The sequence below is a fragment of the Pseudobutyrivibrio sp. YE44 genome (genome assembly GCF_900104335.1).
GTDB lineage: Bacteria > Bacillota > Clostridia > Lachnospirales > Lachnospiraceae > Pseudobutyrivibrio.
This window is the reverse complement of sequence record NZ_FMXT01000013.1, coordinates 1-13,736: the sequence shown is the minus strand read 5'-3', so window position 1 is coordinate 13,736 and position 13,736 is coordinate 1. Positions and strand designations below refer to the sequence as shown.

Here is a 13,736-nt window from a genome sequence, read left to right as displayed (position 1 = left end):
GTAGTTCTTTTATAGACTAGTTAAACTTTGCCTTGATGGCCTCCACAACTGTGGAGAAGTTCATGAAGTGTGACGCCTTCACCAGAATGGTGTCACCACCACGAATAATTGGAATCAAGTCTTCCAACATGGCATCTACTGTAGCGTAGTGATGAGCCATGCAAGAGCTATTCTTTTGGCTGAGAGCCTTGTTAATCTCTTCTGAAAGATCACCAACGGTAAATACGTAGCCGATGTGATTTTCTTCTAAATACTGTCCAATTTCATAGTGAAGCTTACGCTCGTCTTCACCAAGCTCACCCATGTCTCCAAGAACAGCAATTGAACGAGCTGGTGCCTTTCCAAGAACCTCAATTGAAGCCTTCATAGATACAGGATTTGCATTGTAGCAATCATCAATGATTGTGATATCACGTACATTAATGATGTTATTACGTCCAGAGATAGTTTCTGCTTTCTCCAAACCTTTCTTTATATCCTCGATACCAAGTCCAAGCTGAGTTCCTACAGCAGCTGCTGCAAGGCCATTAGCAACATTGTGTATACCAGGAAGTGGTATTGTAGCCTGGAAGGTTTCACCCATAACAGAAATTGTTGCCTTTGTTGCTGACATTCCTTCTGGTGTAACCTCAGTAGCGCTAAACTCTTGACCATTAAAGCCATAGAACACCTTCTTGCGACCAAGAGTGTCAGCATCAATAAGCTTGTCATCGTCACCATTAAGGATAACTATGCCATCCTTTGGCATATGTTCAAATACCTCAGTTTTAGCCTTCAGTATTCCATCTCTATCCTTTAAGAATTCCAAATGACACTGACCAATATTTGTCATAACAACAATATCTGGCTTTGCAATATCACCTAAGCGATGCATTTCACCAAAATCAGATATTCCCATTTCAACAACAGCTACCTGATGCTCATCTCTAATACGGCAAATTGTAAGTGGTAAGCCTATTTCGTTATTGAAATTTCCATCTGTTTTAAGTACAGAAAATCTGGTTTCAAGCACTGAAGAAATCATCTCTTTTGTACTGGTCTTTCCAACGCTGCCAATTACGCCAATAATAGGGATGCTAAGCTCCATTCTATAGGCTGTTGCAAGCTGCTTAAGGGCAAGCTTTGTGTCCTCTACAAGAATATAAGGGCCAGATGGATTATCAAGCTTTTTTTCAGCCAAAGTTGCTAAAGCGCCTTTGGAGAAAGCGTCCTCAATAAAATCATGGCCATCTACTCTCGCACCAACCATTGGTATGAAAAGAAAATCCTCTTCAACTTTTCTGTTGTCATTGACTGCGCCCATAATAACTCTATCCGCAAGATCCTGGCCGCCTTCAGGTAATATCAGCTGCCCATTAACCGCTTGAGCAACCTTTTTTAGTGTCATGTTTTTCATATATTACTTCTCTCTAAATCTCAACTACCGCAAACTAAATAATTAGTATTTCTTTAAAGATACCTTTATCAAATGCTCACATAAATCCTCAAAGTTCATACCAATAACTGCAGCCTCCTGAGGAAGTAAGCTTGTAGGTGTCATTCCGGGAAGAGTGTTAGCCTCTAAACAGTAAATGTTTTCCTTCTCATCCATCATGAAATCCATTCTTGCATAAGTTGTAAGACCTAATGCCTTGAATGCAGCAACCGCATATTTCTGCATTTTCTCAGTAGCCTTACGGCTAATCTGAGCTGGGCAAGTCTCTACAGCAGAACCTGCTGCATATTTGTTCTTGTAATCATAGAAGCCCTGCTTTGGAGCTATCTCAATGATTGGAAGTGCCTTTCCTTCAATAACACCATCCGAGAACTCACGTCCCTTAATAAACTGCTCGATTACAACTTCATCTTCCCATTCAAATGCAGCATCAAGGGCAGCGTCAAGCTCCTCTTTAGATTCAACAATTGTAACACCAATTGAAGAACCACCGCAGTTTGGCTTAACAATGCATGGATACTTGTCAAAAGTGAAGCCCTTTCTCTTTGACTTCTTAAGAGAAACACCTGCTGGTGTTGGAACTCCTGCTCTGATAAAGAATTCCTTTGTCATCTGCTTATCCATAGCAATTGCACTTGAAAGATAATCATTTCCAGTGTATTTGATTCCAAATAAATCAAGGGCAGCCTGAACCTTACCGCTTTCCCCATCTCCACCGTGAAGTGACATGAAAACAATGTCAGCCTTCTGGCAGATACGAATTACATTTGGACCAAAGAAGCTTTCGCTCTTGTCTGCACGGCTGGCCTTAATTGCCTTAAGATCAGGTGCATCTGTTGGAATGTTTTCAATCTTTACAGAGTATTCTTCGCTATTCTCGAAGATATCGTCAATATCACATTCCTTATCCTTAAATCCCATAAAGACATCTAAAACTAATGCCTTATGCCCTCTGTTGCGAAGGGCCTTAGCGACCATTGTTCCTGACTTGAAAGAAACATCTCTCTCAGAACTAAGACCACCAGATAAAACTACTATATTCATAATTACCTCTTCTTCATATATTTCAAATTCCTACCGAGTTAATATAGTATTTTTTCTAAAAAATTACAATAGTCGTCCTTCCACATCTTTTTTTAGCTGGTAAGTCTGTTGCATATGCCCCATCAAATTCTGGGTAGCCTGGAGGAAATTATCTATAAGACGTGCCCCCTTAAAATCTCCTATGGTGCTGCACAGTTCTCCATGAACCACCAAATTGTTAAACAGCGTTCGCGTATCATTACTTTGAAGATACTCGTTAAATACATATGCTAAGCATTCCTTGGCAGTACCATATTCCTTCTTGGCAATACATATCTTTGCCAAGGCAGAAGAAAGCTCCACATATCTTTCTTGAATCATAGGACTTCTTTCATCCATTTCATTAGAGATAAGTCCTTTGAATATCAATTCAGACTGTTCAAGATCCCCCTTAACCATATATGCCTCTGCCATATAATAAAGAAGTTGATACTCTATCTGAGTAAGATATACCTTTGAGATATCCTCTAATCTTGGTATTTTTCGCCTTATCTCAAAGATTTTTATTGCTTCTTCTAAAAACGCCTCAATTGTTAGTCCCTGCTTTCTTGTTGAAATAAGATGTCCCAAAACATAGTATTGAATATCCTCAGCATCGCTGTCATTCTCATGCTTTTCCATAAGATTCTTAAAGATATCCATTTTCCTTTCCAGTTCTTCCAATCTCCCTTTCTTGATTGCATCCATCAATTCCTTGCGAGCTCTCTTAAACTCAAAAATACTTTCCATCCATATTTCATCATATATTAACCCCATGGACTCAAAGATGCGATTAAGTTCATTGAAAATTCTCCGACTCACCAAATCCTTTCCTGACTCAATTCTTGAAATGGTAGATATGGCACAATTCACCATATCCGCCAACTGTTGCTGGGTAAGTTTAAGCTCCTTTCTCATCCATTCCAAATATTTCCCGAAACTAATTTTCTTCATAAAAACACCTCCGATCAATACATGTGAATAGTAATTCGCATTATATCAACCGGAGGTTAATAATCATTGTTTAATTTTTTATCAAATTACGAACTTTAGAACTCTGGCTCAATCAAACCGTATGCTCCGTTCTTTCTCTTGTAAACAACGTTGATTTCATCTGTATCAGCGTTGCGGAACATGAAGAAATCATGTCCAAGCATTTCCATTTCAAGGCAAGCATCCTCAGCATACATTGGCTTCATATCGAAGGTCTTCTTACGAATGATCTGGATTTTCTCCTCATCGTTAACCTTTTCCTCAATGAAATCCTGAGCAAAAATAACTCTTGAATCAGACTGCTTTCTATCAATAATTTTATTTCTGTGCTTCTTTAACTGTGCCTCAAGAGTATTTGTAACTGCCTCGATTGAAGCATACATATCTGAAGTAACCTCTTCAGCTCTCAAGTAGCTTCCCTTCATAGGGATTGTAACTTCTATTTTCTGACGTCCCTTCTCCACGTCTAATGTAACAATGGCTTCTGTGTCTTTGTTAAAATATTTGTCTAACTTCTTAAAACGCTCCTCCACTGCGTCCTTAAGACCTGCTGTCAATTCGATGTTCTTTCCTGTGATTGTAGTTTTCATGATGTCGTACCACCTTTACCGAATATTTAATAAATACCTTCCTCCTTAGTAAATATTTATTCTTTTGAGGAATTGATTTATTATGTAAATAGTATAGCAATAGAGTATATTTTTCTCAAGACGTTTTCTGATTATTAATATTTATTTAATAAATAGTATACGCAATTCCCTAGCAAAACAAGGAGATTTCAATGAAAAAGACTGCAATTATTACAGGCGCAAGCCGAGGAATAGGAAAAGCAATAGCTACTGCCCTAGCAGCTGAAGGATATCACTTAGCTCTTTTTTGCCACAGCAATATAGATATGCTAAAAGATCTTGCTGCCGAGCTTCAGGATAAATATAAAATCGAGATTTACACCTATCAGGGAGATATTGCCAACAGTGAGTTCGCTATTACCTCCTGCAAGGATGCCTTAACAAAACTTGGACATGTGGATGTACTTGTAAACAATGCCGGCAAGGCATCAATTGGATTATTAACAGATATGTCCGTAGAGGATTGGAACAGTATAATCAGCACAAATCTCTCACCCCTTTTTTATACCGCAAAGGTGGTTGTACCTGACATGGTGAAAAATAAAGCTGGCAACATCATCAATATCAGCTCTATGTGGGGTACTGTTGGTGCCAGCTGCGAGGTGGCATACTCTGCCACAAAGGGAGGTGTAAACTCCTTCACAAAAGCTCTTGCCAAGGAGTTAGCTCCTAATGGTATTGCTGTCAATGCTATTGCCTGCGGGGTTGTTGATACAGATATGAATGGCCAGCTTTCCCCTGAGGAAAAAGCTGAATTAGCTGAAGAAATCCCTGTTGGTCGCTTCTGCCAGCCATCAGAGATTGCTGACATGGTTCTTGCCATAATAAAAGCCCCATCCTATATGACGGGGCAAATTATCGGAGTTGATGGGGGCTATATTTAGCCCCTATTTTTTTATCATTTTGTTGTTTAAACAAAGAACAGCTATAAATCTAACCTATAATCAGACTCTGCAAATACTCTCTGAACTTTTCTTCCTCCTGCTGAGGAAAGCAGATTGTTGCTCCGATTCCTGTAAGCCAGCCATAGAGCTGTGGCGAAACTGCCACATTAATACGAGCTTTTATGTATTCCTCTCCATCTGGTCGAATATCTATTTCCGTTCCAAACTTATCTAAGACAACTCCAATAAGGTGCTTTGCAAAACGTATTGTAACGGTGCGCTCCTGACCTGCAAACATGCTAATGTGCTGTCTGGCATATTCTTGAGGATTTAAAGAACCGATTATTTCTGAACCCAAGCCATCTTCATCAAGCATTTCTGCCGAAAGCATCTTGTCCACTCGGTAATGACGAATCTGACCACTTTCCTGGTCATATGCCACCAAATAATAATTTTCATCGTTCCGAAGCAAGAATGCTGGGCTCACCTTATAAACCTTGCCCCCATGTCTTGGCTTCATTTCCTTAGTCAATGTCCATTCCTGATACTTAAAGGATAGCTGTTTATGATTATCCAAGCATTGATAAATCACATCTATAGAATAAAATATCTTCTCATTTCCAGATTTTGCCTTCTCTGGCACCACTACCTGTCGTTCAAGCTGCTCTGCCTCGTCTAGACTGGCAAGACTTGATATCTTTTCCACAAGCTCTTTGGTTTTCTTCTGAGATATAAACTTCGATGCACCCACAGCATCAACAAGAAGCTTTAACTCTGCCAATTCGAAGACACGGGATGCAATATAGTAACCCTTATCTCCCTTCACCACATCCACACCAGCATCCATAAGAGTATCCATATCCTTATATACGCTTTTGCGCTCCGCAGGAATTCCTCTGTATTTCAGCCTACGAGTCATCTCAACGGCATTGATTTGATGCTTCTCGTCGCTTTCCTCCATAAGAATTTGATATTCATTTATAATCTTTAGCTTCTGGCCTCCAACGTGTGGCATTTTGCACCTCTCAAATATATTTTTACAAACACATTTTTGTGATATACTTTTATAGTTAATTATAGAAGAAGACAAAATCGATTTAAAGGAATTATATGAGCAGAGAAGATTTTTATAAAAAATGCAGAGAAGATTATCCTACCTTTACATATCAGGGATATTCTTATGATTTAAATAATGAGGGCATCAGCATGACCTTCGATTTTTCTATCGATGGCCTTTCTGAGTTCCACCCAACCTGGTTCATTCCACGTATCAATCCAGTTGATTCCATTGATGAAGAACTTATTGATGAAATGGTATTTTCTCTGGGTATGGTTGAGCTTGTTAGCTATTGGAAGATTGCTTGCCCACCTACAGTTATTATCAAGGGTAGACAGCTTTCCGCAGAACAGATTGGCTGGTGGAAAAAGCTTTACTTCAACGGACTTGGTGAGTTTTATTACACCAACGGCATCGAGGAAGATTTCGATGATTTCATGACTGTTAATTGCCAGGGCGACAAAAAGCCTAGGGCAATCAATACTCCTCAGGAACGTCCACGAATTCTTGGCAATAAAAAGCCACGTGTCATGATTCCAGTTGGAGGGGGAAAGGATTCTGTTGTTTCCATCGAGCTTCTTAGAGATAAATCCGATGTTAACTGCTACGTAATTAATTCAAGAGGCGCCACAGACGCAACTGTTGAGGTTGGCGGACTTACAGACCGCACCATCTACGCAAAGCGTACCCTTGATAAAAATATGCTTGATTTAAATGCCAAAGGCTTCTTGAATGGTCACACACCATTTTCAGCTTTAGTTGCCTTCTCAAGCATTATTGCAGGCTATCTCAACGATTTACAATTCGTTGCCCTTTCAAACGAATCCAGTGCTAACGAGTCCACCGTTGCTGACAGCTACGTAAATCATCAGTATTCAAAGAGCTTCGAATTCGAGGCTGACTTTAGACGTTACGAGAGAAACTTTATCGGCTCAGGAGTTTACTACTTCAGCTTCCTGCGCCCACTTTCAGAGCTACAGATTGCCATGCTTTTCTCTCGTTTCAAAAAATATCATGGCATCTTCAAGAGCTGCAACGTTGGTAGCAAGCAGGATATTTGGTGTGGACACTGTCCAAAGTGTCTCTTTGTTTACATCATCCTGTCTCCATTCCTTTCTGTAGAGGAGCTTGACGCCATCTTTGGAAAGAGACTTTTTGAGGATGAAACACTAATGGAAGACTTCGATAAGCTTTGTGGTATCTTGCCAGAAAAGCCATTCGAATGCGTAGGTAGTCGTGATGAAGTTAATGCAGCCATCACTGAAGCCATCAGCAAATATGCAGCTTCTCAGCTTCCACTTCCAAAGCTTTTAATGCACTATCAGGATTCGGCAGTAGTTCCTGCCATTCCATTTGAAACATTCAAAAAGCAGTATGCCTACGAGCATGCTTTGGATGAATTCTTCGAAAAAATAATTAAGGACGCACTAACAAATGAAGGAAACAATTAGAAATTTAGTTAAAGATAAAAAGGTTTTAATTTTAGGCTTCGGCCGCGAAGGTCAGTCAAGCTTTAGAATGGTTACATCAGTTGGTGGCTATGCTTGCCTTGATATTGCAGATGCAAATGCTGTCACTTCAGATTTGACAGCCAGCCACAAGGTAATCACAGGTGAAGGATACTTGGATTGCCTTAACGAATATGACGTAGTTTTCAAAAGCCCAGGCATTGTTTTGCCAAAGGATATCAAGGAATACAATTGTCGTATTACTTGCCAGGCAGATCTTTTCCTTGAGGTTTACGGTGCACAGACCATCGGAATTACAGGAACAAAGGGCAAATCCACAACATCTTCACTTTTATATCATATACTTAAAGAGTGCGGTAAGGATGTTCTCTTTGGCGGCAACATTGGTCTTCCTATCTTCGATATCACAGACCGTATTCATCCACGTACAATCATCGTGTTTGAGCTTTCTTGCCACCAGTTGGAATATGCAAAGTTTGCTCCATCTAAGGCCATCCTTTTAAACCTCTACGAAGACCACTTAGATCACTATGGCTCTGTAGAAAAATACTGGAACGCAAAGAAAAACATATATCGCAATCAGGGTTATTGTGATTTCCTTTTCTGCAATCCAGACTTCTTGCCAACACCTGGTGAATGCAAGGCTTGCGTAATTAAGGTTAAAACAGGAGACTTACCTTTTAGCTCCTTCGAGGATATAGATGGTGTCACACTACGTGGTACCCACAACCTCTTCAACACAGCCTTTGTTTATGACGTTTGTCGTCGCTACGATATCAGCGATGAAGATTTCATGAAGGCTCTTTCAAGCTTCAAGACATTGGCTCACAGACTTCAGTATCTTGGAAAGCTTGATGAAGTGGATTATTACGATGATTCTATTTCTACCACAGTTGAGTCAGCAATCAGTGCAATTAAGGCTATTCCAAACGCTGGCACAATTCTTTTAGGTGGTATGGATAGAGGAATCGACTACGACCCACTTGTAGAATTTTTACAGACTCGCAATTTAGAGCACATTATTCTTATGTATGACAGCGGCAAGGTGCTTTTAGAAAAGCTTCAGGCTGTTGCTACACCAGAATTTATGGAGCATGTTCACTACATAAAGGAACTGGCAGATGCCTGCACGTATGTTAAGGAAAATGCCAGCAAGGGTACAGCAGTTATCCTTTCTCCTGCAGCTGCTAGCTACGGTGTATTTAAAAACTTTGAGGAACGTGGAGACTTTTTCAAACAGCAAATAGGACTATAATAGATTTAGCGATTCGTTTTTGTGTATAAGATGTAAAGGAGACTTTATATGACACATTCAAACGCAGATTTTCTAAATAAACAGGAACCTATGACAAGGCACTGCTCTAGGTGCGGCTGTCGTATACCTATAAGCTCTCCTTATGACCAATGTAGAGAATGCATGAAAAAGGAACTGTTCCCAAAGGTTAAGGATTTTATAAACGAAAACGAATACGTAAACGAAATGATTCTGGCGGAAGCCATGGGAATCGATAAAACCATTATCCACGAGTGGATAAGTGAGGGTCATCTGGAATATCGCGATAACAGACTACACTAGGCGAAGTCGTAACGCTTACCTGTCGCAAAGTAAATATACGTATAATAAAAAGCTGGTCACGGCTACAAGCCATAAATATCTTCCTTTCAGCTATAGAAAGCTTCAAAGAAGACATTTATGAGCTTGATGCCTACCAGCTTTTCCTTTTTATCACCTATCTGCTCAGCAGATACGAGTGTCACGCCTAACCTTATAAACGGCTTTCGTGACAGGTAAAGTATATGGTTTGGCGCTCAGTTGCGATTTTGTTAAGGAGCTTTAGTGACTCCTTTATTTTTTTCTCATCAAGGTTTGTAAATGGATCATCCAAGATAAGAATTGGCTTTTCATCAGGATAAAGCACATCTACAAGGGCAAGTCTAGAACAAAGGGCTACCAAATCCTGATATCCTTGTGAAAGATACTCTCCGCTCTTGGTGCTACCTGAATAAGAAAGCTTAATGTTCAAATCCATATCAAGCTCAAAATCTTCGATGGAATATCCTGAGTTTGTGCCATCTGGGCCGTCAATAAGCCCAAGATACTTGTGTAAGCCATTCTGTAATGGCTGCATATATTTTGAAAGAAAGCTTTCTCTTGCACGCTGAAGGAAATCTTCTGTTTTTGAAAGAATCTCAGCGTTTTTCTTATATTCCTTCTCCTGATACTCTAAGCGCTCAATTTGCTCAGAAATATCAGAAAGACGTTCAACATCCTCTAGGGTTGCAGAAAGGTTTTCCTTTTCCTGCATAATCTGACGATTAATATCCATAATCTGTTCATCTAAGAGAATTTGCTGTTGCTGCAAATCATCCACAGACTGAACATTTTCATTTACATCATACTCAGCTTCAAACTTATGAATATCATCCTTCAGCTTATTTATTCGCTCGTTCATAGACAAGTATTCACGTTTCTTAATGCCAATATCCTGAACCTTTTCAGCACGGTCAAGACTTTCATCAAGAGGGAACTGGGCAAGAATGTTGTTAATGTCCTTGGTCATGGTAGTGATTGTAATTGAATGTCTGGCGATTTCTTCGGATTTTGCCAGGAAGTCAATGTACTTATCAGCATCCTTTTTCAACTGTGCAAGGAACTCGTACTCACCACCCATGTCATAAAGATTGATACCATAAGCCGAAGCAAACGGCTGAATCTTTGTGTAAAGCTCCAGCTGTAAATCTGCCAACTCATCCAAAGTGCCCTCAGCCTCCTGATGGCGTGACATTTCCTCCTCAAGAAGATGTCTATACTGATCAAGCTTACGTCTGATTTCGTAGACATTCTCCTGCATGGTGGATGCTCTTGTCAGAAGGAAGTTTGAAAGGAATTCCTCACATTCCTCCTGAAGCTCTCTAAGCTCTAAGCGGCTGATTTCAAGAGCACTTTCTTCCTCGGAAATACGCTCTGCAAATTCTGCCTGAGCATTCAACTTCTTCACTCTTGCTCTTCTGCCACTGATGGCAAGAAGTACTAAATCTATGCCAATGGCAATAAAGCTGCCAATCTCGATAAACCTGCCAATATAATCATCCATGTACTGGGCAAACACAACTCCTGTCAAAATAAATATAACAAGGAGAATTGTGCCAAGAATATGCCATACGGAAATGCTTTTATCTCTACTGTGCTTTTCCTCGGCATCTCTTTCTGCCACAAGGGTTATAAGTCTTTCATTGCTCTGATCCACCTTGGCCTCGAGGCCTGTGATAAGAGTGGTCTGACGCTCGATATGAGCAAGTTGCTCATCACTTGGCACAAGCTTGTCAAAGAAGAATTTCAGCTCTGTCAGCTGACGAGTGGACTCTTCTGAAAGCTTTGAATGCTCAGCCTTGGCTCTAAGCTCTGAAAGGTTTGCTGCCATTTTATTCCACATGGCAAATTCTGTCTCATCTGGAATACGTGTCTCGAAAGGCTTTTCAAAAACCTCTCCCTCTTTCTCACGCTCCTCAGTAAGAACCTTTATAGCACGTTCGTGAACGGAAAGATCACGCTCTGTCTGCTCTAAAATTGCCAGCTCATCATCCGATGGAAGACCTGCCTTAAAGAACTCTTCCAGACTGGCAATCTTTTCCTGCTCCTGCTTGAGATTTTCCTTGTGAAGCTTGTAAGCACCAAGCTCCTGCTCCCTTTTACTTTGAAGCTGAATAGTTTCTGCCAGTTTAATCTTATCTGCGCTAAGCTTGTCTAAGGTTGCCTGCTTTTCTTCCACCAGACAGCTCATTGCCTCAGCGCTTTCCTCTATAGCAGGAAGTTTTTCGTATTCTTCCTTACATTTGTTAATCTCTGTCTTGATAGCCACAAGCTTACCAGGATTAATCTTACTGTTTCTGGTATATTCAGTTCTGGCATCCTTTACGCTCTTTAATGCCACATCAAAATTGCTGATATCATCCTTAGCCGATGCCAAATCTCCCATCTTTGCATTAAGGGAATCTGTCATGGCTGTACCAAGAGAAAGCTGTGGAATATATACACTCTTCTCAAAGGAATCTCTATCTACCCTGAAAAGCTCTTCACCAATATTTTCTGTGTAATCCTGGGACAATAACCCTGTCACATTATCATACAAGGCAAAGGTATCATCCTTGTCCGTTTGGCCAAAGGTACGCTCAATGCGATATTCTTTGCCCTTTGTAACAAAGACAATATTTCCACCACACTTGCTTCCATCCCATGGAAGATAATGGTTGCGCTCTAAAAGCTTTTTCTTTGTGTTTGGAGAATATTCAAGGCCATAAAACATAGCCTTCATGAATACTGAAAAGGTGGTTTTTCCCCAGCCGTTTTCCTGAAGGATTGAGTTGAACCCTTCATTGAAATCATATGAAAAATTATCTATCTTGCCAAAATGGGCAATATAGCACGATATTAACTTCATTCTATATCCTCCCCCATAATGGCTCTAATACCAAGCTCGATAATCTTGGCCTTTTCATCCTCATCCATATCCTGAGACTGCACCAAACGGACAAACTCTCCCTTAAGAGACTTGTCATACTGGAAGCTATCGTAATCTACCAAAGTCTTTGTGCGATCATAGCACTTTACGAAGAAGAACTTTGGCTCAAAATATCTAACAAATCTAGGAATATCCAGCTCATCATCCAAGTCACGCTCTCCAGTAATGATAAACTTAATTAAATCCTGTGGATCCACATCGTCAAGATAGCGCTTTGCCTTATTAATAACAGCCTGAATATCCATTTCAGCCTTAACTGGCACCTCTATCTCATGGAGGCGACGCTTGGCAAAAGGAATAAATTCTCCCTCAATCTTGCCATCCTCAATTTCAAGCATAACAAAGCCCTTGTCACCTGTCTCATCAAAGCCTCTGCCCTCCAAGCAACCTGGATAGCAAAACACGCCTCTTTCATCCAACTGCTCGTGGATATACTTATGAACATGACCCAAGGCCAAATAATCGATAAACTTTCCCTTAAGAGCTGTGGTGTTTACAATCTCCGCACCATCCTTGCCATCATAGTCAGACTGCTGGCCATGAAGCATAACGATATTTGTGGCAGCAGAATCTAATACAAGACGCTGAGCCACTGTAGACGAATTAGAAGCATTAATCTCAATACCTGTAATAACAACATCCTCAAGAGTGTAGCTAGTCCATCCCTCGTCTGTAAACATATGAAAATTCTCAGGAATAGTGTCGATACCTTCCTCCATAAAATCCTGGCGGTCATGGTTTCCCTTGAGATAATAGAAATCAATCTCTGGGTGAGCCACTATCTGCTCAACGACACGTTTCTTTATTTCCTTACGAATATGGGTTTTATCAAATAAATCACCTGCAATCAAAATGGCGCGAACCTGGTTCGAAACGGCATAGTCCACCATACGCTCGTAAGTCTCAATAAGCTCCGAACGCCTAAGAATAGCCTGATCTTTATCTAAATTGCTCTCCATTTTGGAATCTAAGTGCAGGTCTGCACAATGAATTATTCGCATACATTCTCCCTAACAATTATTACTCCCATAATTAATCTCATTTTAGCATATCTTCCTCACAATGTAACTCCCAAAAACCCCGAATCTGTGGCGATTCGCCCCCATTCGTTACATTTATTTTGCGGCCTCGCTTTCCCACCACACATCAAGCCGTCCCCTGCCCACCTCCCAACACATCTCCCTTGTTATTGTTGCCCCACTGCCCTTGCCCCTCGGGCCACCGCCCAGACCAGCACCGTGCACCTACGGACATCATTTGAGCAAAATACTAGATTTTCTTATTCCTGCAATTTGAGCTTTTGTGAGTGTACTTTCATTGGTGTTGCACTTTGAAGCTACTGTAGGTACTGCTCAGACACTTGTAGGTTTAAATAATGCTCCCCCTCAGGGTATATAACTATCAGTTGCTTCCATACTCCGTTTGCTAAGTAAAATTAAAAAAGCAGGTTTTGTATGTATAGTCACCGTGGCACATTCAACATCGTGTCTCAAGTGACCACTGCAGCCGTCGTCCTAGCGGCTGCTGCCTATACATTCAAAACCTGCTTTTTATTTTACTAAGCGCACTTCAAATTCCAGCAACTGATAGTTATATACCCTGAGGGGGAGCACTACTGAAAATAGTGTGTGTCTGAGCAGTACATACTGTAGCGATAAAAGTGCAACGAATTGAAAGAACACTCACA

General features: G+C 40.6%; 11 protein-coding genes. 4 read left to right on the top strand and 7 right to left on the bottom strand.

Annotated elements, in window-relative coordinates:
* Positions 1 to 16: 16 nt before the first annotated feature.
* The 4 genes from BLR54_RS12970 to hpf form a co-directional block, all read right to left on the bottom strand.
* Positions 17 to 1,396: a UDP-N-acetylmuramoyl-tripeptide--D-alanyl-D-alanine ligase gene (locus BLR54_RS12970; protein ID WP_090421766.1), complete on the bottom strand. Its 1,380-nt coding sequence runs from the start codon at positions 1,394 to 1,396 to the stop codon at positions 17 to 19.
* A 42-nt stretch (positions 1,397 to 1,438) separates the two neighbouring features.
* Positions 1,439 to 2,479 (bottom strand): D-alanine--D-alanine ligase family protein, encoded by a 1,041-nt coding sequence (locus tag BLR54_RS12965; protein WP_090421764.1) that lies wholly within the window; start codon positions 2,477 to 2,479, stop codon positions 1,439 to 1,441.
* Between the two features lie 63 nt (positions 2,480 to 2,542).
* Positions 2,543 to 3,451, bottom strand: a complete 909-nt coding sequence (locus tag BLR54_RS12960; RefSeq protein WP_090421762.1) for a helix-turn-helix domain-containing protein — start codon at positions 3,449 to 3,451, stop codon at positions 2,543 to 2,545.
* 95 nt (positions 3,452 to 3,546) lie between these two features.
* On the bottom strand, positions 3,547 to 4,080 hold the full coding sequence (hpf, locus tag BLR54_RS12955) for a ribosome hibernation-promoting factor, HPF/YfiA family (protein ID WP_090421760.1): 534 nt from the start codon (positions 4,078 to 4,080) through the stop codon (positions 3,547 to 3,549).
* Between the two features lie 191 nt (positions 4,081 to 4,271).
* On the opposite strand from hpf, the gene ymfI reads away from it, so the two are divergent.
* Complete coding sequence (gene ymfI, locus BLR54_RS12950; protein WP_090421758.1) at positions 4,272 to 5,003, top strand: elongation factor P 5-aminopentanone reductase; 732 nt, start codon at positions 4,272 to 4,274, stop codon at positions 5,001 to 5,003.
* 49 nt (positions 5,004 to 5,052) lie between these two features.
* Here ymfI and BLR54_RS12945 read toward each other — a convergent pair whose 3' ends face one another.
* Positions 5,053 to 6,018, bottom strand: a complete 966-nt coding sequence (locus BLR54_RS12945; protein ID WP_090421756.1) for a helix-turn-helix transcriptional regulator — start codon at positions 6,016 to 6,018, stop codon at positions 5,053 to 5,055.
* Between the two features lie 95 nt (positions 6,019 to 6,113).
* Between BLR54_RS12945 and BLR54_RS12940 the strand changes: the two genes are divergently transcribed.
* Genes BLR54_RS12940 through BLR54_RS12930 form a run of 3 tightly spaced genes read left to right on the top strand, consistent with a single transcriptional unit; the run spans position 6,114 to position 9,105 of the window.
* Positions 6,114 to 7,511, top strand: coding sequence for a MurL-like N-terminal domain-containing (locus tag BLR54_RS12940; RefSeq protein ID WP_090421754.1), 1,398 nt, complete (start codon positions 6,114 to 6,116; stop codon positions 7,509 to 7,511).
* A complete protein-coding gene (gene murD, locus BLR54_RS12935) occupies positions 7,495 to 8,784 on the top strand; it encodes a UDP-N-acetylmuramoyl-L-alanine--D-glutamate ligase (RefSeq protein ID WP_090421752.1) in 1,290 nt (429 codons plus the stop codon). The genes BLR54_RS12940 and murD overlap by 17 nt, the downstream gene beginning before the upstream one ends.
* Positions 8,785 to 8,832: 48 nt before the next feature.
* On the top strand, positions 8,833 to 9,105 hold the full coding sequence (locus BLR54_RS12930; protein WP_090421751.1) for a hypothetical protein: 273 nt from the start codon (positions 8,833 to 8,835) through the stop codon (positions 9,103 to 9,105).
* A gap of 190 nt (positions 9,106 to 9,295) precedes the next feature.
* Here the strand turns inward: BLR54_RS12930 and BLR54_RS12925 are convergent, their stop codons facing one another.
* Both BLR54_RS12925 and BLR54_RS12920 read right to left on the bottom strand, forming a co-directional pair.
* Positions 9,296 to 11,968: an AAA family ATPase gene (locus BLR54_RS12925; protein ID WP_090421748.1), complete on the bottom strand. Its 2,673-nt coding sequence runs from the start codon at positions 11,966 to 11,968 to the stop codon at positions 9,296 to 9,298.
* Complete coding sequence (locus tag BLR54_RS12920; protein WP_090421746.1) at positions 11,965 to 13,050, bottom strand: metallophosphoesterase family protein; 1,086 nt, start codon at positions 13,048 to 13,050, stop codon at positions 11,965 to 11,967. The genes BLR54_RS12925 and BLR54_RS12920 overlap by 4 nt, the downstream gene beginning before the upstream one ends.
* Positions 13,051 to 13,736: the final 686 nt, after the last annotated feature.